This is a genomic window from Bacillus sp. FSL K6-0073 (assembly GCF_038006085.1).
GTDB classification, from domain to species: Bacteria; Bacillota; Bacilli; order Bacillales; family Bacillaceae_G; genus Bacillus_A; species Bacillus_A cereus.
The window spans coordinates 303,743-319,580 of sequence record NZ_JBBOUN010000003.1 but is presented as its reverse complement, the minus strand read 5'-3'; the positions used below and the strand labels follow the sequence as shown (position 1 = coordinate 319,580).

Sequence of the window (15,838 nt, the reverse complement as noted above, 5' to 3'; positions counted from 1 at the left end):
TAAATAAATTTTCAGATTGGAAAAGAGGTGATGGGTATGAATCATTGTGTGCTTTTTTCAACGATTTCTGCATTGTCTTATAGTGGTTATATTTATTCTTCAATGAATTGTGCATCTATATTTACGCAATTTGTATTTCTTTCAGTTAGTATTGTCCATGTATTGTTTGCGGTATACTTCTTAATTAAAGAAGCTCAAATGAATTAAATTATATTGACTATAGTTAATTAATGTTTTACTCTTAATATAGATTGAATATATGGAGAGTGAATAGGATGCAACAAAAATTAAACAAAATTCTTGAAGAAATCAAAGTAGAAACAGATAAATGGAAGTTAAAAGCTTTACATGAAGAAAAAGCATCTATTTTAGAGGAGTTAAAGCCTTCCACAAAAGAACGTATTATTTACTTTGAGGAATCAGAAGTGGCATTTGTTCCAACTGGATTTACAAATATGGAAGCAATTATTGATGCTATGCAAACCGTTCCTGTATTAGTGGACCGAAGAAGTATCCTTGAATACAATGCGGTGCAAAGACATCCCATTCCATATGTAATTGTAAAACATCAAAACAAATACTTCTTTATTATTCGAGAAGGTAATAGTGGTGAAATTCGATTGATTGGAAAAATGGGGATGCTTGGTGGTCATGTAGGTGAAGAAGATATCCACGTAAGCAATAAGGATGTAGACCTGTTTAAAACGATTGAGAATGGTTTGTATCGAGAGTTAATGGAAGAAGCGGGTATTACTTCAGAAATGATTGAATCTATTCATTTAGAAGGGTTAATCAAACTATCTGGCGGTGTAGAAGATGACCATTTAGGATTTGTTTATATGGTAGAATTACGTACAGATGATATTCAAAGCCAAGAAGAAGGCGTGATTAAAGGGCTTTGGGTAGATAAAGAAGACCTACCATCTATTAAAGACAAGTTAGAAAATTGGTCTAAAGTTGTATACGAAGAAATTCTCCAGAAGAAATAAGCACTGATAGTATCCGTACAAGAGACTGCAAATATTGTTTTGTGGTCTTTTTTACATGATAAAAGTTTTATAGCGTGAATAAATTTTGTGGATAATTAGAATGGGAGAGTGGAGTTTATGAAATTAAATGAACAGCAAATGAATTTATTAGTAAAGATACATAGCAATAAAGACCTCTTGGTAGGTTCTCCTAAGTATTTGGCGATGGATGATGATGGAGAGTTAAGGTCTTATGTAGGAGGTATTCCTACTAAAAACATGCATGGTTTTTGGGGAGATTCTTGGAACGCTATTCCGTTTGATTCATATTCTCAAGCAGATGCAGATATTTTGTCTTTTATTCAAGTGAATCATGACGTTCCGTTCGATGTCGAAAAAATGCTGAGAACTGGTTTAGTAAAAACAACGAATTCGCATCCTTTATTAGACGTACTTAACGAGTGTCAACTCAAAACGTATAAGAAAGAAAAGAGTGATATAGGTGGTTTTATTGAAGAATGTCTTTGTTATGATGAGGTAACAATTTTAGGGGATGAAGATAAGTTTTTCCCTGATGGATGTAAATCGAATGTTCACTTTTTTGATAAAGAAATTTTTCAGAATTCGCTTAGTAAAGGAGTAATTATGTTACTATCTCGCTCAAAATTAATTGTTGTAGATGCTACTTTGCAGAATCAAGAAAGTTCAATAACATTGAAAAATGCTAAGGAACTAAATCGAATTGGTCATTCAATTATATTGATTGAAGAACAAGAATAGATAAGTATTTTTCTTATCACAAAGGTCTTACATGTATTGTATAAGACCTTTGTTTGTAATAATTAGATTTACATAGTAGCTTGTCGTTTTAAAAGTGTGGTTAGTCCATCTAATTGATTAACCACAACACCATCAAAACCTAAGATGTTATCTTGTGCTAATTTTTTCAATTTATCATTAACAACACCTGACATTAGACAATTTTCAAAGCAACCTAAGTCTTTATTATAAGCACCAAGAACTATAACACCATATTCAGCTAACATGCTATCAAACTTTTCTTCAATGAAAATTTTCCCATAATATACATCGTTCATAGTTAACATAGAAATCCCTCCTGATTGTATAAGGTTACATATTTTCTGCATCTCTTTTTAATAAAGTTTTCCATAGAAACGCCTTATTTAATGTGTACTTTATATTATATATTCGAAGGTGCTGAAAAATAAGAGAGTGAATGAGGATTTCGTTTGCAAAGGGAAAGATATATAAATGTATCTATTACTTTGATTATAAAAAGTAAGGGGGAAACCAAAGTGAAAGGGTTTGTTTGTATTACATCATTTGAGAATTTACACGAATTTGACCTACATCCATATGCTGTGCGTCTGCATATTACCCGAAGTATAAAACAAGGGATTATGGTCGGAAAAGGATTTGTTCATGTACCACATCTATCTCCATCCTTACATCTCTTTTTTCAAACAAAAGATAAATGGAAAAAGTTAAAATTTACAGAGGAAGAGAAAGAGAAATTGGAAAAAGGAAATACAGGGACATGGTATGATTTGTATGAAGAATCGTTTATTAAAGAAGCAACAGAAAGAAAGGACTTTCAAAAAGCGTATAAGCGTCTTAAGCAGCGTTTAGAGGCAGGAGAAAATGCAGTATTGGTTTGTTATTGCGAGAACAAAGATAAGTGTCATAGGGGGATTGTAGGGCGTTTATTAGAAGAAGATGGTTATCAAGTAATCTATCAATAATAAAAATGAGAAGGTGAACCCATGCGTTCTAAAATTGTGCCGAAAGAAATGATACCTGAGATTACAAGAGGAGTATTTGTCGAATATGAACCAGAGTTGCCATATCCATTTGTTCACTATCCTACAAGAATGGGAGTATTTCATGCCTTCCAACAAGAGAAAGATGGCCCTTTATTTTATTGTTCGTGTCAAAAGCAAGGTGTTGAAAATTATTTAAAAGTAAAAGAACGTTTATCGTTTAGTGGTCTTCCGAAAGCATCACAGTTGGAATTAATGGAAATCTTTATTCAAAACATTAAATTCGAAGATAACTTATGCCACATCTGTAATAAAGTTTGTCCGAAGTATGGACATGGAAAAACAATGAATGAAACAAAGTTTTATTCTATTTATGGATATTATATAAAGGCATTGTCCTATTCTTATGGATTAGATAATAGATTTAGAGATATTTGCTACCCGAAGCATATTCCTGGGGATATTGTCCCGCTTCTAATTGCAGAAGAGCAATATGGGGGACGACTGGTTCTGGACGAGCAATCCTCTAAAGATTTTAAACGATACTGTGAAAATGTTATAAGAACTCAAATGGGGTACTTTGCAATAGGGAAAAAGTGGACATCTGAAATTAAACTTTTAGAATTAATTAAAGGGATTTTTCCTGGATACACGGTTATTCATCAATATGAGTTAGACCATCTAAAAGCGGATATCTATATTGAAGAATTACAGCTTGTCATTGAGTATCAGGGGGAACAACATTACAAACCTATTCCGTTCATGGGTGGAGAAGAAGGACTGAAGAGAAGGCAGGAAAGAGATAAGGAAAAAATAGATTTATGTAAGTATTATAATCTGGATTTAGTGTATGTAACATACTTAGATGAGTTGTCAGAGAAAGTGATAAAAAATAAAATATCTCCTTATTTGAGGGAGAGAATAAATTGAACGCAGGTTCTGAATAGAATCTGTGTTTTTTTTATTTGATTTATTGCTAAATAATCCTCTATAAAGATGATTTTGTTAATAGAGGATAACAAAAAGGCATATATTCTATAAAACTCTTTTATTGACTTTAGTCGATAAAATAAATAAAATTAAATAAGGGAGTTGATGTCGTGAATAAAACTGCAAAAAGGTGTCTATTAGGAATTCTAAGCATAGGTGTGTTAGCCATTTCTGTAGGTTGTGGGAATAATGAAGAAGAAAAAAAAACACAAACTACAAAATTAACACAAGAGCAATTGCAAAAAGTTTTAGATTCTCAAAATAAGAAAAAAGATAAAACAGAAGAAAATAAAGATGATAATAGCAAAGAAAAAGAAAAGCCAAAGCTTGAAAAAGATAAATTCATAAATGAAGTGAATCTAATGATGGGTGGAGAATACATCAAGAAAATTGATGTGGCTGATACCCATGCTACCTTAACTTACTATGATTCTTATCAGGCTGTTGTCTCTGAAAACTCTGCAATGAAAGATTTAAAAGAAGAAACATATAAAGAATATTGGAGTACAGGAGATAAGATTGATAAATTGTTTGTAATTGAAACAACGAGACTCTTTAAAAAGAATCCTGCGTTAGAAAACTTAGAAGTTATTCTTCCGTTTGAAGGAAAAACATATGAGGCTTCTATCAATAAAAAAGAATTAGAAAAAGTTCTGAAAGTAAAAATGGATACTTTGAATGAAAGTACAAATTGGAAAGAATTTACAGATAAATATGCCTATGGATTAGATAATGTAGAAAGACAAATGGTATTTAAACACTTTGTTACGATTGAATAGGTGTATGTAGAGAGTAAAGGAGGTGGAATATATGATACAGATGCATCAACCAAGAATGAGAATTCCTCATTTCACAGTCCATTAGGTGGACCAAATAATGGTCCCTAAGAAAGGGATGTGATATATATGAGTAGAAGCTATAAAAAAGTACCATGTGTAAAAGATAATCAAAAAGCAGAAAGAAAATTTGCCAATCGAAAGGTTAGAAAGTTTAAAGGTGAGCTTGCAAACGGAAGTGCATATAAAAAACTATATGACCAATATGACATTTGTGATTGGAAAGTTACCTATTATTACAATACATATGTTAAAGATAAAGAAGCAGAAGAAAAATCATTATTAAACGGTGGGCAAAAATGGTCTTATTGTGATGATTATTCATATAAAGATTGGTACAAACGATACAAAAGAAAATAAAGGAGCTAATACATGAAAACAATTCAAGAAATACAGGACGAAATGCAATCTTGTTTCCTAACGATTAGAAACTATAAAAATGCGTTCAATAATAAAAAAATTCCTGAAGATGTCCTGCAATCTGTTGTCTTGGAAAATGAATCAATGATACTATCGCTTAATTCAGCTTTGGAGATGACAGCAGAGCAGGAGATAAGAGATAAGATTAAAGATTTGGATGCCAACGAGAATGCTATACGGGATTCTTACAAGCAAGGGGAAATAGATAGACAAGTCTTTCGTTCGGAATTGTTGCAAAATAGCTCGCAAATTTTAGCTTTGAAATGGGTATTAGGAGAAAATGATAGATTTGATTAAAAGAACAGTAGAAAATTACTGTTCTTTTTTATTATGTATAAATACAGATGCAATAAAACCAACTGTGGAGCTTATAAAAACAGTTGTGGATAAAACGCTTACTCCTATAATAAACCAACCATCAAAAAGGAATGCAGACACATAAAAGGTTAAGCAGGACATAGCAATAAGAATTGTAGGTAGTACAAACTTTAGCCCTGGCTTTTCAGGATATTTTTGTTCGATAAAAGCAGAGAAAGAAATAATCAATATAAATACAATAAGACCAAGAAGAATTAGCTCGAAAAATCCATCCATACTATCAACTCCATTCTGTACAGTTATACTTATTATATGGGGAATCAACGAAAGGTAGATTGTTGTTTTTAATTATATTACTATATAAAAGAAAAAAGCACCTTTTAAGATGCTTTTCAGTGCTAACTTGTAAGGAATAGTATAATCCAAGGTATAAATATGATGGATGCAATAAAAATTCCTACATGAGTAAATAAACTTCCTGTATTCTTTATATTTGAACGCAATAAATGAATGAAATAAATTAATGAGATAGCAGGGAATATTAATACGAATAAGGTAGCTGTGAATTCATTTTCAGCCAAAGGAATTACAAGGGCGAAAATTGCTGATATCCCCACGCCCCCACCTAAAATTATTGTTAGTAGGTAAAGAATAAACTTAATTTTATTGCTCGTTAGCTTCATAACTTACAATTCTCTTTACTTGTAGGTAATTTATACAAAGATTCGAGTTGTTCTTGGGATAAAAGTACATTGCCAAGGCATCTATATTCTTTAAATGTAAAAACATACATTAATCCATTCGGAAATTTTTTAGCAATAGATTCAATGCCATCATTCACTCCAATAGATGTATATCCTGCATTCAATAAAGAGTCATACATTTTTTTATCTTCCATTACACTCATCCTTTGTATGTTATTTGAGGTTCTGCATGGCATATAACTGCTCTTGTGATAGAATCATCGTTCCAATACATTCGTTATCTTTAAAGGAGAAAGAATGGATAACGCCATCTGCAAACACTTTAGAAAGCACCTCTGTACCATCATGTACACCCACACTTTCATATCCTGCTTTCTTTAAATTCTCATACATTTGTTTTCCGTCAATTGCTTCGTTCATTCATGACACAACCTTTCGTTTTTTCTTTTTTAGTTCTTCATTTTCTATTGCAAGTTATTCACTAATCTTCTAATACTTTTCCTCCAGTAATTTCAAGACTCTATGTATCTCATCATTTGTTAAGGCTTTTATATTAGGAGCATATCCTAATGCTTCATTCATAACGAAATATTTTTCAGGAAGTGTAAAACCACGTTCTTTGAACTGTTTTTGAACTTCACGTCTTAGGTCATTTGTATTTTGAAAGAACTCTACCAGTAACATGTTGTATCCTCCTTTTATTTATAAGCGGTTGCTAAACGTCTGTTTATCCAAGTGCATATATTATTTTTTGTTATCGTATTCATTTCTCTTCTTTCAACGTAAATGCATAGTGTTTTAACATCATATTTTCGGTTTGTAAGCTCGTTCAAAATCTCTTTGAAGCAATCTTTGCCGATTAAATCAAATGCAATGAGAGAGCCATCTGACTTGTTAGGATAGCGAATCATCCACTCTTTTGTTTGGTAGTTCCAGTAAATGGCCAGAACATTTTCCTTTCTAAAATGGCTTGTTCGTTTTCTCGGATGGGATTCAGAAAATTCGTTTGTATGAACTCGGAACAAAAAAGTAGAGAGGTCATAATCTCTATTTAACAATTCCTGTAATAAAGAGAGAAAGAAACGTCTTTCAAGCAGTTGAGAATGTAGATAAGAACCACTTCCTGACCTTGGAAAATAAATCACCCAATCATTCTCTTTTTCTGACCATTTAAAACCTAATGTAGTCTTCGAATTAAGAGAGTAGTTCATCGCACTTTTACTCCAAACTCTTCTTCAATTCGTCTTTCCATAATCTGAACTTCTTCATCTTCCGTCATATCATACGCCCATCCTGAAAATAGTCTTTTTAAAATCTCTTGTTTTGAGGAGAGGGCATTTTGGAAAGCTTTATTACTTTTCTCCTTCATTTCTTTCAAGTGTGTTTCTGCTTCTATTTTGTCGAAGAAGTAGATTTTTCCAATATAATCCGTATCAAACCCGATGCTAAAATACTTCTCTTCCTCAGATAAGCATTTTAAGTTCCATTCTATAGAGTTATTCAGTGACTTCCTTACTTTACAGGGTTCAACTTTTTCGCCTCTGCATGAAGGTATAATTGCGTAAATAATCATGCCTTCTTTTATCTGATATTCTTTTGTCATTTCATTCACTCCACTCTTTTTCGTTTCGGAACTTTCTATTTAATGTACTTGTAGAAAGGGTACTAAGGATGTCTATTAATGTAGAGCATAAATCATCTGTATATGGGGAGTCTTCATGCTTTAATGTCTCTTGAAGAGCCCAAGCATCATAATCTAAATAAGGGATATCCTCTTTAGAAATAGGTAGTTTTGATTTGATAGTCTCTGAGTGAGAAAGCCCCTTGTCTAACATCCATTTCGTACATAATTCTGCTGAACGAGGCATCTCTAATTTTTTCACCTGTTCAAAAAAGTTCGTTATATTTGTAGATGTATGAATGTTGTAATACTTCATGAGTGCTGATTTATATAAGCGTAAAAGATTATTGAATGAAACATCGCCTGGATGTAATAAGTTAGATGATGTTGAGATGTTGAACCAATCCCTAATATCATCATCTTTTACTTCTATATTCTCTTTAATATTTATCCATATCACTGCACCGAGAGGGTGAGAGTAAGGAATCGGTTTTGGAAAGATAACAGGATTTCTAAAGACCCATGCGTGAGTTTTTTTATAAGGTGGTTCTGTATCTCCAGTCACAGGGATTTTATGGTGTTCTTGAGTACTATTAAAGGCTTCTTTTGTTAAGGGAATGCAATCTACTAAATCGACAGTTCCAAATACCATGCCTGAACCACTTTGAATCAACGCAATTGTTCCTCGGATTTTTGCATTTCTTCCTCGAATTTCCCAATCTTTTTGACCGCTTAATATAAGATTTATCCAATGTTTCTTAATTACAAGACCTTTCATAACCTTCTTTCACCGTCCTTTTGTTGATAATATTATAGTAACAATTTAATTAACTATAGTCAATGAAAAAAGCAACACCTATTAGGTATTGCTTTCATTCTGTTATGCTATTTTTTTAACGCTTTGATGAAATTCAAAGTATTCTTCAGGTTTTAACTGATGTGGAGAATCTAATAAAGTAGCACTTCGATAAAAACCGTTAGTTAATAAGTAATACATTACTCTATTATTTACTTTCTCATTTTCGTATCTATTTAAATAATATTGAAGTGAAGAGTGATTTTCCTTTTGCTTCGTTGGATGCTTTAATTGTTCTTGAATTGCGTCACATAATTCTTTATTTCCCCAAAATGCATCCTCTTGTGCGAATAACAGATGAGCATAAGACGCTCCTTGTAAATATGGGTTACGCTCTAATGCCACTTTGAAATAATTCTCAATGATTTGCATCAGATTTTTATATCTTGGGATACCAAAAACCTGCTTGAATAGATTTTGAGCACAGATAAAATTATCTCCTTCAATTTTATCAGCTTTTTCTTCAATCAGAACACCATTCATATAGTGTCTAAAATAGCCTGTATCCGTTACGCTATGGAAATGGAAGACGATGAAATCCTGCAAAGGAATTCTTTCTGATAATTCCTTTGCTAATGTCTCATCAGCAAATGGTGCAATTTCGTGATTCAAAATACTTCCGTAATTGATAACCTTGAAATTATATTTTTCATCTACAGGTAGCGTGACTAAGCACTGACTTCCGTAGTTAACTTTTAATTCGTTGTCCTTTAAAATTTCTAATGTTTTTTCTGCTAATACTTTGTTTGAAATAGAACCATGAACCATGATTCCGTAAAATTGTCTACTCATATATTCATCCTCCTTCATTTTATGATGCGGTTGCTAATGGTTTATATTGATGATTCAGTTTTAGCACACAAGGGAATAATTTATCTATTTGCATAAACTGATTAACAGGAAGTCGATGAAGCTCTAATTGAGATGTAAAGATCACTCGTATACCTTTCTCATTTAATCGTTCTACAAACTTTATAAATGAGGGGAAAGGTACTTCATTTAGTAGTTGCATTCCTTCATCAATCATTACCGTTTTTATTCCACTTTGAATTATAGTTTCAAAACTACTTACAAATTCCATGAATGAATGTTTGACTTCATCTAATGATTTTGAAAATGGATTAATTTCAACGATTTGAAATAAAGAACCATCAATATCATCATTTATTTTGGTAGAAGAAATCGTTCTACCATTAAATTTTGTAACAGGTGTTTTAAATTCATTTATATTAGGTGTTAGTAGTAGGGTGTTTTCGCTTTTCGTTAATAAATCCATAAGTGATTCATTTAAGAAAAAAGTCTTTCCCACTGCGATACCACCTGTAACCAGTAAGTTTTGATTTAAGATATGTACTCTGAACACAAGAAAAACCTCCGATGTGTATTTATAAGTTATATTATAAATAAATTATTAACTATAGTCAATAAAATCAAAGGAGTTTTGCTCGTGTGTATTAAATTGTAAGACTTCTATAATCCGATGTTAATTGGAAATAATTATTAGGTGATAGATAGGTGGGAGCATCTTTTAATGTTGCGTCACCCTCGAATCCATTCGTAAACAGATACATTTTTTCTAACGCTATATTTTTATTTGACTCCATTATGTAACGTTGATAATAAGGTCGAACGATAGAAGGAGGGAAACTGTGGGAACCTTTCAATGTACCTAATTCTTCATCCGTTACATTAGGATTTTGAATCAACGCTTGTACTTGTTCATACAATGCTCTACGCATCGGTCTTTTTTCGGATACAGAAGAGAAATGCAGGTGAGCATAAGAGATAAGAGAATAGGGATTTCTCTCATGCAGAAAAGAAAAATAAGAATCAATTGATGATAGGATAGATTCAGAAGCAGGGAAGTGTAAGGTATCAGTTAATAACTGTCGTCCTATTTCTAATTTATCGAGTTCTGGACTTTCAATTTTTTGCACAAGGCATCCATTTCTAAAATGCGAAATTAACCCTTGGGCAGTTCCGTCGCAATAATTGGCAATGATAAAATCCTCATTTCTAATTACGTTTGATAATTTCAGTGCGAATTCCCTGGGTGTAAAAACAGGTGATTCATAATTTCCAATAGAATCTAATGAGATTTTTTTGAAATAAAAATCAGGTGAGGGTGGGGCTACCATTAAAACATGGCTGTCCATTATTATATTTGGTTCATCCTTAAGTATTTGATGTGTTGATTGAATTAAGTCTTCATTTTTAATTGTTTTTGGTAGTAATAATACTTCAAAACGCCAACCCATTTCTATTCATCCTTTCTGTTTACTACTTGGTTTCATTTTCTTCCTCTATTTTGCGAATGATAGAGGAGATACTAATGTATGTATCTTGTGTTATCTGATGAAATTCTTTAATTAATTGTTTTGCTCTTTGATAGCAAGAAGGGCAAATATAAACAAATGTACCTCGATTAGAAGGGATTACACCCCATCCTGCATCTATTAGTTCTTTATTTAGAGAGTTTTTATTTGCCTTTATACTATGCTGTCCACATGTACAAGTTACTTTATGCATCATTCAATCTCATCCTCTAAGAATTGGTCTATAGATATATAAGGCTTTTCAAGAAGTTGATGCATGGCTACAGCATGTTCTTTTGCTTTAGTCCAACACGTAGGGCATAAATGAATGCACTCTGCATCAAAAGTAAATATAGTTTGAAATCCTGTATGTAAGAAGATATCTCCAATAGATGCAATACCTCTGTCTATCGTTTTCTTCTCTCCGCATTTACATGTAATGGTTCTCATTATTAACTACTTCCTTTCTTTACATTTCTTTATTTTCTGAACTGGTTACAACTGTTAAGCAATCAGATGGAGTAGGGGAGCTCAACCACACCTCGTCACCTGCATATTCAAAAGTTACGCCAAGATTCTTGGCCATAATGGTATCTACTTTTAATAAAACGGGAAACTGATTGCGTTTCGCAGATTTATTTGCAAAAAAGGTTGTTTCTGATAAGTGAACATTTACTCGTTTCATTGGCAGTAATCCCAAATTTTGAATAGAGTCCAAATGTTCCATACCAGTACCATGATAAAGAATATCTGGCAACACTCGATTTTGCTCTTCATCACTTTTTACCGCAATACTATGACCGTATCGAGCTTTTATTTTTGTTCCTGTAGAGTCGAGTTTGTAACGTTGTTTTTCGTCTGTTTTAACAACCTCTAAAATCATCTCAACATTCACAATATTAGCCCATTTTTCATTCGAAGAAATGGCATTTAATAGTTCATCAATTGGTGCATAACCATATTCATCTAAAGAAACATGGAATTGAGAAGGGGAATGACGAAGGATTTTACAAAGGAATCCACCGAGTTTATTTGCTTTTGTTTTTGATAAACGAGCCATGTGTAAAATACAATCCTTTCTTTAGTGGGATTTTTTATTTGGTACAAAGAATATTAATAAGGGCATAGCAATAAAACAGACAAAAACATTCATTGCCAGTGCATAATATAAAAATCCTTTATGAAACAAAAAAGATTCAAGTTCTTTATCATTTATTAACAAAAGAAAAAGGGAGCTGAATAGTACAGCTAATGTTGTCTGTAATAAAGTAAGATATGTATTTTTACTGCAAAAGTATAACTTTATTAATTGAATTCTATAATTTATAGGAGTCACGTCCTTTATCAGTGTTAATCGTATATAGTTATTGTAAAACGTAAATAAACTATTGTAAATAAAATATATAAAACAAGTAAAAAATATATTACTTAAATAGACAATCATTATTGTTTTTTGAGATTATATAAAATAAAAAACACCGTATTACAGTACGGTGTTTTTGTAAGAAGTATATAAGTTTATACTCCTATCTCCATATCGGATGTTTACCAATTAATCAACATTATACTTTACTGCAAAGAGAAAAACAAATGTTAGTTAACCTTGATTTTTCCGTTCTTCTTTAAGAAACGTAGTAATTTTCTTTCTTTTCTTTCAAGAGCCTGTTTTTCGGAGTTATTCATATCAAAATTATAGTTAAATTGAGAACCTGAAATTGTTTTGTTAATTCCTGTTAACGTTGCTTCAACTATGTAATTATGGCAATTTGGACATTCTTCTTTAACTGAGATTAACACACTACTATAATTAGAAGATTTCTCTACTAATGTAGACCCACAAACCATGCATACATTTTGTTTTATTTGTTTTTTCTTAATTCTCTTGTTCATCTGCTAAAACATCCTTTCAATGTATACAAGCTGAACAATGTATACACTTTCTTTTTTCAGCATATCGAGAAGAGACTTTTTCGTCAACTAATTTATTGTTTAGAGGTATTAGATTATGAGATTTTTTCTAAGTTTTTCATATGTAAAGTAGAACCATTTTTGCTTTTGAATTGCCCGTTGCCTACATAACTTTCAATGACATGTGTTTTACCACTTATTTTGTTAAGAACTGAATCCCCTTTGAAAAACGGATATTTATCAGAATTATCTTCTTTAGGTTCAAAAGTTTCTAAAATACGGATGGCGAATTCAATTTTTTTGCTATTTAATTCGTTTTTAGGAATTAATAAATTTTGAATAATTTCCGTACTTGTAGGATTTTCCCGTGCTTGTTTCTTGTAATTCTCGATATCTTCTTTTATACACTCCAAGTGTTTATTAAGTATCATAAGAGGTGCATCTAATGTACCCATTCTATTCACTTCCTTATTGTTTTTAATAAATTTACAAAAAGGCATTCGGATGAACTGGAATGCCTTCTTTTTAGTTATTGAGTTATTCTTTTAATCAGTTCAGGGATAGGAGGGAGCAATACAGGTAGTTTTTCTTTAAACTCCTGCCAATTGTTCACTCGCGTAATATCCGCTGATACCTCTTGGTTCCATGGTTGATTCATACATACAGTAACACGCCCTAATGAATGAAACTCTTCTAAATTATGAGGAGCATCATCAAATAGTAATGAACCTGTTACTAAATATTTTGAAGAAGTAAAAACAATGTTCTTTTGCTGAACAAAGGGCAAGTATTTCTCCACCCATTTTCTTTTATCGTCAGCAGGGTTAGAGGTTTTGTAATACTTGTGGCAGTGTGCCTCCCCATTAGCATGTCCTCTTGGGCTTGCTGAGACTAATACGATTTCATAGGTATCAGATAGCTCTTGTAATACGTCAACAGCTCCAGGCAAGGGTTTAGGATAGTGTAAGTATAATCCTGGATGTTTTAACAAGTCATAGATTTGTACCCCGCAATAATCTTTCGTATAATGCTGAACATCCCAACTTAACAATTGTTCTTTTTTTAAATTATCTTGATAATGATTGTTGTAAATAGATAACCATTCATCTACAAAATTAGCAATCGTATCATCCATATCGAATAATAAGATTTCTTTTCCTTCATTTGTAAAAAATCGTTCTTTACCCTTATAAAATACTCTTTTAATCATGCTTTTTTCCTTTCTCGTATCAATACAATATCTATTTAAAAAATTAAAGAATTCACTACTCCTAATAAAATATCTGCTTCAAAAACAAGTTCTTCAGATGAATTCCCCATGCCTAATTCGAAAAAATCTTCTTCTTTATTATAAGAAATATGTAATGGTTCTGTAGGATAGGGTGTGTTAAATGAATCAGATTTTACAGTAACACTTACATTGTTATTTGTAGTTTTTGCAAGAAATAACATGCGTTGTAATAAATCTGATTGAATACAAACTTCACGTTCAGAATGACCGTCTACTTCAGAATCATTTTCGCTTTGAAATACGAGTTCAATATTCTCACTTTCTAAGTAATGAATCACTGTTACAAGGTAGTGATAATCATATATATTTTTGCTTTTATTCTCTAAAGTTACCGTCATTTTTTGAGTCAACTCTTATCCCTCACAATCTTTTATTATACGTTTAATTATATATTCGCATTTAACTATAGTCAATATTATGTTATATTTAAGTAAATAATAATTTACGGTGGTGTAAACAGTGGAAGAACTAATTTACCTAAAAGGAGAAAACAAGACAGAAATAACAGCAATGCATATTGCACAAGAATTAATTAACAAGAGTAAGCCAAATACTAATGAATCTATCACACATCTAAAATTGCAAAAATTGCTGTACTATGCACAAGGATGGAATTTAGGGATTCATGGAGAGCCGATGTTTACAGATGATATTCATGCATGGGTACATGGACCAGTTGTTCCAACCATTTATAACCGATTTAAGCGATATGAGTATTTTGAAATTGGGAAGATTAATTGTTTCTGGGATGAAAAAACAAATAAACCCTTTGTAGACCATGAATTCAAAAGGATTTATTGTTCTAAAGAGTTATGGTGTCACATCATAAAGTCTGAAATCATGAATAAGTCGCAGAAAAGATTGTTTCATTTTCGAGGGAAGGATATAGAAGAAGAGATGAGCGAAGAAGTTAAAAGGGAATTGAAAAAATATCAGGATTATAATTTTTATCCAGAAGGAAGAGAGATAATATGATTAAACCACTGTTATATAAAGGTCTAACAAAGGGAGGGAAATGGGTGCGAGGTAACTTAGTATACACAACCGATTGCGAGAAAGAGCATCAGGCAATTATTATCCCTACTGAAAATAATGGTATGTATACACAAGAAAATACTTCATATCCTGTTTCAAAGAGTGATAAAGAATGTCTAAGAAAGATGGGAACGGAAAAATTTGAAACGAATGATTTAGGTTTTGAACAATGGTATCCAGTTGACATCAATACTGTAAAAATTATTAATAAGATAGAAAATGAAAGTTGTGCTGAACTACTCATGAAGAATGACAAAATAAAAGTTACAAAAGAAATTGCTGATGCATTATATGAACTAATAAATATGTGCGGAAACAATCCAGTTTGGGCAGTGAATGAATATTTTGATATGCGTTTTGAATGGGAGGAGCAAGGTGATGGACTTAAAGTTCTTACTGAATTAGGAACAGATAATTTTATAAAAGCGATGTACTTCGGTTATGAAGTTAAAAATGAAAGAGCAGAAAATGGAGTTGAATAGAAGTTGCTTGTAAAAAATTAGTACAGTAACCAATATCCTTAAACGAAAAAATCACTTTCTCAATTATAGGAAAGTGATTTTCAAGGAGAATATGTTATACTTCTTGTAATGTGATTATTAACCTAATACTCTGGCAATTTAAAGTGATATCGGTGCGCTTGATATACTTATGCATAGAATTAGACTATTTATCCATTATAATCATAAAAACAATTTATAACAATATTTAATTTTCATATATTTATAATAAAATTTATAAATTTGTTGCAAGCTTACAACAACCACTATCGTACAAATAATAGTTGTAAAAAAA

Annotated in this window: 28 protein-coding genes; 10 read left to right on the top strand and 18 right to left on the bottom strand. The window is 31.7% G+C overall.

The features are described from left to right. Nucleotides 1–36: 36 nt before the first annotated feature. The 3 genes from MHB52_RS33165 (at nt 37) to MHB52_RS33155 (ending at nt 1,748) form a co-directional block, all read left to right on the top strand. Nucleotides 37–207 (top strand): hypothetical protein, encoded by a 171-nt coding sequence (locus tag MHB52_RS33165; protein WP_170951652.1) that lies wholly within the window; start codon nt 37–39, stop codon nt 205–207. Between the two features lie 68 nt (nt 208–275). Continuing rightward, nucleotides 276–989 carry an NUDIX domain-containing protein gene (locus MHB52_RS33160; protein WP_061662249.1) on the top strand — a complete coding sequence of 238 codons (714 nt, stop codon included), beginning with the start codon at nt 276–278 and terminating at the stop codon, nt 987–989. Nucleotides 990–1,106: 117 nt separating this feature from the next. Continuing rightward, nucleotides 1,107–1,748, top strand: a complete 642-nt coding sequence (locus tag MHB52_RS33155; protein ID WP_061662250.1) for a hypothetical protein — start codon at nt 1,107–1,109, stop codon at nt 1,746–1,748. Between the two features lie 68 nt (nt 1,749–1,816). Here the strand turns inward: MHB52_RS33155 and MHB52_RS33150 are convergent, their stop codons facing one another. After that, a complete protein-coding gene (locus tag MHB52_RS33150) occupies nt 1,817–2,074 on the bottom strand; it encodes a hypothetical protein (RefSeq protein ID WP_000957072.1) in 258 nt (85 codons plus the stop codon). A gap of 210 nt (nt 2,075–2,284) precedes the next feature. Here MHB52_RS33150 and MHB52_RS33145 point away from each other — a divergent pair, with 210 nt between their 5' ends. The 5 genes from MHB52_RS33145 to MHB52_RS33125 all read left to right on the top strand — a co-directional run bounded on the left by MHB52_RS33145 (nt 2,285) and on the right by MHB52_RS33125 (nt 5,292). Beyond that, nucleotides 2,285–2,731 carry a DUF488 family protein, N3 subclade gene (locus tag MHB52_RS33145; RefSeq protein ID WP_242306481.1) on the top strand — a complete coding sequence of 149 codons (447 nt, stop codon included), beginning with the start codon at nt 2,285–2,287 and terminating at the stop codon, nt 2,729–2,731. A gap of 21 nt (nt 2,732–2,752) precedes the next feature. Then, a complete protein-coding gene (locus MHB52_RS33140; RefSeq protein ID WP_061662252.1) occupies nt 2,753–3,679 on the top strand; it encodes a hypothetical protein in 927 nt (308 codons plus the stop codon). A gap of 170 nt (nt 3,680–3,849) precedes the next feature. Then, nucleotides 3,850–4,518, top strand: coding sequence for a hypothetical protein (locus MHB52_RS33135; protein WP_061662253.1), 669 nt, complete (start codon nt 3,850–3,852; stop codon nt 4,516–4,518). Nucleotides 4,519–4,644: 126 nt separating this feature from the next. Continuing rightward, complete coding sequence (locus MHB52_RS33130; protein ID WP_061662254.1) at nt 4,645–4,935, top strand: hypothetical protein; 291 nt, start codon at nt 4,645–4,647, stop codon at nt 4,933–4,935. Between the two features lie 12 nt (nt 4,936–4,947). Then, on the top strand, nt 4,948–5,292 hold the full coding sequence (locus MHB52_RS33125) for a hypothetical protein (protein ID WP_061662255.1): 345 nt from the start codon (nt 4,948–4,950) through the stop codon (nt 5,290–5,292). Nucleotides 5,293–5,307: 15 nt separating this feature from the next. Here the strand turns inward: MHB52_RS33125 and MHB52_RS33120 are convergent, their stop codons facing one another. From MHB52_RS33120 to MHB52_RS33040, 17 genes are all read right to left on the bottom strand, one after another. Beyond that, nucleotides 5,308–5,589 (bottom strand): YesK family protein, encoded by a 282-nt coding sequence (locus MHB52_RS33120; protein WP_061662256.1) that lies wholly within the window; start codon nt 5,587–5,589, stop codon nt 5,308–5,310. Between the two features lie 403 nt (nt 5,590–5,992). Continuing rightward, nucleotides 5,993–6,211, bottom strand: coding sequence for a hypothetical protein (locus MHB52_RS33115; protein ID WP_061662258.1), 219 nt, complete (start codon nt 6,209–6,211; stop codon nt 5,993–5,995). Between the two features lie 19 nt (nt 6,212–6,230). Next, complete coding sequence (locus MHB52_RS33110) at nt 6,231–6,437, bottom strand: hypothetical protein (RefSeq protein ID WP_061662259.1); 207 nt, start codon at nt 6,435–6,437, stop codon at nt 6,231–6,233. 69 nt (nt 6,438–6,506) lie between these two features. Beyond that, on the bottom strand, nt 6,507–6,701 hold the full coding sequence (locus MHB52_RS33105; RefSeq protein WP_061662260.1) for a hypothetical protein: 195 nt from the start codon (nt 6,699–6,701) through the stop codon (nt 6,507–6,509). Nucleotides 6,702–6,715: 14 nt separating this feature from the next. Continuing rightward, nucleotides 6,716–7,228 carry a hypothetical protein gene (locus MHB52_RS33100; RefSeq protein ID WP_061662261.1) on the bottom strand — a complete coding sequence of 171 codons (513 nt, stop codon included), beginning with the start codon at nt 7,226–7,228 and terminating at the stop codon, nt 6,716–6,718. Next, nucleotides 7,225–7,620, bottom strand: a complete 396-nt coding sequence (locus MHB52_RS33095) for a hypothetical protein (protein WP_061662262.1) — start codon at nt 7,618–7,620, stop codon at nt 7,225–7,227. Before MHB52_RS33095 ends, MHB52_RS33100 begins: the two co-directional genes overlap by 4 nt. Before the next feature lies 1 nt (nt 7,621). After that, nucleotides 7,622–8,416, bottom strand: coding sequence for an ASCH domain-containing protein (locus MHB52_RS33090; protein WP_061662263.1), 795 nt, complete (start codon nt 8,414–8,416; stop codon nt 7,622–7,624). A 102-nt stretch (nt 8,417–8,518) separates the two neighbouring features. Then, nucleotides 8,519–9,286: a hypothetical protein gene (locus MHB52_RS33085; protein ID WP_253703038.1), complete on the bottom strand. Its 768-nt coding sequence runs from the start codon at nt 9,284–9,286 to the stop codon at nt 8,519–8,521. Between the two features lie 19 nt (nt 9,287–9,305). After that, on the bottom strand, nt 9,306–9,857 hold the full coding sequence (locus MHB52_RS33080; protein WP_061662265.1) for a hypothetical protein: 552 nt from the start codon (nt 9,855–9,857) through the stop codon (nt 9,306–9,308). A 91-nt stretch (nt 9,858–9,948) separates the two neighbouring features. Beyond that, nucleotides 9,949–10,752: a hypothetical protein gene (locus tag MHB52_RS33075; protein ID WP_061662266.1), complete on the bottom strand. Its 804-nt coding sequence runs from the start codon at nt 10,750–10,752 to the stop codon at nt 9,949–9,951. Between the two features lie 22 nt (nt 10,753–10,774). Continuing rightward, complete coding sequence (locus MHB52_RS33070; protein WP_061662267.1) at nt 10,775–11,026, bottom strand: hypothetical protein; 252 nt, start codon at nt 11,024–11,026, stop codon at nt 10,775–10,777. Further along, the gene (locus tag MHB52_RS33065; protein WP_061662268.1) at nt 11,023–11,259 is read right to left on the bottom strand and encodes a hypothetical protein; all 237 of its coding nucleotides are present in this window, start codon (nt 11,257–11,259) and stop codon (nt 11,023–11,025) included. The genes MHB52_RS33070 and MHB52_RS33065 overlap by 4 nt, the downstream gene beginning before the upstream one ends. A gap of 19 nt (nt 11,260–11,278) precedes the next feature. Further along, nucleotides 11,279–11,869, bottom strand: a complete 591-nt coding sequence (locus MHB52_RS33060) for an RNA 2'-phosphotransferase (RefSeq protein ID WP_061662269.1) — start codon at nt 11,867–11,869, stop codon at nt 11,279–11,281. A gap of 533 nt (nt 11,870–12,402) precedes the next feature. Next, nucleotides 12,403–12,699 carry a hypothetical protein gene (locus MHB52_RS33055; RefSeq protein ID WP_061662270.1) on the bottom strand — a complete coding sequence of 99 codons (297 nt, stop codon included), beginning with the start codon at nt 12,697–12,699 and terminating at the stop codon, nt 12,403–12,405. Between the two features lie 113 nt (nt 12,700–12,812). Further along, on the bottom strand, nt 12,813–13,172 hold the full coding sequence (locus MHB52_RS33050; protein WP_242298154.1) for a hypothetical protein: 360 nt from the start codon (nt 13,170–13,172) through the stop codon (nt 12,813–12,815). A 74-nt stretch (nt 13,173–13,246) separates the two neighbouring features. Beyond that, nucleotides 13,247–13,927: a 5' nucleotidase, NT5C type gene (locus tag MHB52_RS33045; protein WP_061662272.1), complete on the bottom strand. Its 681-nt coding sequence runs from the start codon at nt 13,925–13,927 to the stop codon at nt 13,247–13,249. Between the two features lie 35 nt (nt 13,928–13,962). Beyond that, nucleotides 13,963–14,358, bottom strand: coding sequence for a hypothetical protein (locus tag MHB52_RS33040; protein ID WP_253703040.1), 396 nt, complete (start codon nt 14,356–14,358; stop codon nt 13,963–13,965). A 109-nt stretch (nt 14,359–14,467) separates the two neighbouring features. On the opposite strand from MHB52_RS33040, the gene MHB52_RS33035 reads away from it, so the two are divergent. Together MHB52_RS33035 and MHB52_RS33030 are read left to right on the top strand one after the other, a co-directional pair. Next, on the top strand, nt 14,468–14,983 hold the full coding sequence (locus tag MHB52_RS33035; protein ID WP_242298150.1) for a Panacea domain-containing protein: 516 nt from the start codon (nt 14,468–14,470) through the stop codon (nt 14,981–14,983). Beyond that, entirely contained in the window at nt 14,980–15,525 is a 546-nt protein-coding gene (locus tag MHB52_RS33030) for a hypothetical protein (RefSeq protein WP_061662273.1), read from the top strand. The genes MHB52_RS33035 and MHB52_RS33030 overlap by 4 nt, the downstream gene beginning before the upstream one ends. The last annotated feature ends 313 nt before the right edge of the window (nt 15,526–15,838 follow it).

What these genes read in the sequence shown, in the direction of transcription:
- MHB52_RS33065 (WP_061662268.1), bottom strand. Translation starts at nt 11,259, where the DNA reads ATGAGAACCATTACATGTAAATGCGGAGAGAAGAAAACGATAGACAGA.
- MHB52_RS33120 (WP_061662256.1), bottom strand. Translation starts at nt 5,589, where the DNA reads ATGGATGGATTTTTCGAGCTAATTCTTCTTGGTCTTATTGTATTTATA.
- MHB52_RS33045 (WP_061662272.1), bottom strand. Translation starts at nt 13,927, where the DNA reads ATGATTAAAAGAGTATTTTATAAGGGTAAAGAACGATTTTTTACAAAT.
- MHB52_RS33125 (WP_061662255.1), top strand. Translation starts at nt 4,948, where the DNA reads ATGAAAACAATTCAAGAAATACAGGACGAAATGCAATCTTGTTTCCTA.
- MHB52_RS33050 (WP_242298154.1), bottom strand. Translation starts at nt 13,172, where the DNA reads ATGGGTACATTAGATGCACCTCTTATGATACTTAATAAACACTTGGAG.
- MHB52_RS33115 (WP_061662258.1), bottom strand. Translation starts at nt 6,211, where the DNA reads ATGGAAGATAAAAAAATGTATGACTCTTTATTGAATGCAGGATATACA.
- MHB52_RS33085 (WP_253703038.1), bottom strand. Translation starts at nt 9,286, where the DNA reads ATGAGTAGACAATTTTACGGAATCATGGTTCATGGTTCTATTTCAAAC.
- MHB52_RS33105 (WP_061662260.1), bottom strand. Translation starts at nt 6,701, where the DNA reads ATGTTACTGGTAGAGTTCTTTCAAAATACAAATGACCTAAGACGTGAA.
- MHB52_RS33140 (WP_061662252.1), top strand. Translation starts at nt 2,753, where the DNA reads ATGCGTTCTAAAATTGTGCCGAAAGAAATGATACCTGAGATTACAAGA.
- MHB52_RS33030 (WP_061662273.1), top strand. Translation starts at nt 14,980, where the DNA reads ATGATTAAACCACTGTTATATAAAGGTCTAACAAAGGGAGGGAAATGG.
- MHB52_RS33055 (WP_061662270.1), bottom strand. Translation starts at nt 12,699, where the DNA reads ATGAACAAGAGAATTAAGAAAAAACAAATAAAACAAAATGTATGCATG.
- MHB52_RS33165 (WP_170951652.1), top strand. Translation starts at nt 37, where the DNA reads ATGAATCATTGTGTGCTTTTTTCAACGATTTCTGCATTGTCTTATAGT.
- MHB52_RS33070 (WP_061662267.1), bottom strand. Translation starts at nt 11,026, where the DNA reads ATGATGCATAAAGTAACTTGTACATGTGGACAGCATAGTATAAAGGCA.
- MHB52_RS33095 (WP_061662262.1), bottom strand. Translation starts at nt 7,620, where the DNA reads ATGACAAAAGAATATCAGATAAAAGAAGGCATGATTATTTACGCAATT.
- MHB52_RS33075 (WP_061662266.1), bottom strand. Translation starts at nt 10,752, where the DNA reads ATGGGTTGGCGTTTTGAAGTATTATTACTACCAAAAACAATTAAAAAT.
- MHB52_RS33060 (WP_061662269.1), bottom strand. Translation starts at nt 11,869, where the DNA reads ATGGCTCGTTTATCAAAAACAAAAGCAAATAAACTCGGTGGATTCCTT.
- MHB52_RS33130 (WP_061662254.1), top strand. Translation starts at nt 4,645, where the DNA reads ATGAGTAGAAGCTATAAAAAAGTACCATGTGTAAAAGATAATCAAAAA.
- MHB52_RS33155 (WP_061662250.1), top strand. Translation starts at nt 1,107, where the DNA reads ATGAAATTAAATGAACAGCAAATGAATTTATTAGTAAAGATACATAGC.
- MHB52_RS33150 (WP_000957072.1), bottom strand. Translation starts at nt 2,074, where the DNA reads ATGTTAACTATGAACGATGTATATTATGGGAAAATTTTCATTGAAGAA.
- MHB52_RS33090 (WP_061662263.1), bottom strand. Translation starts at nt 8,416, where the DNA reads ATGAAAGGTCTTGTAATTAAGAAACATTGGATAAATCTTATATTAAGC.
- MHB52_RS33160 (WP_061662249.1), top strand. Translation starts at nt 276, where the DNA reads ATGCAACAAAAATTAAACAAAATTCTTGAAGAAATCAAAGTAGAAACA.
- MHB52_RS33100 (WP_061662261.1), bottom strand. Translation starts at nt 7,228, where the DNA reads ATGAACTACTCTCTTAATTCGAAGACTACATTAGGTTTTAAATGGTCA.
- MHB52_RS33110 (WP_061662259.1), bottom strand. Translation starts at nt 6,437, where the DNA reads ATGAACGAAGCAATTGACGGAAAACAAATGTATGAGAATTTAAAGAAA.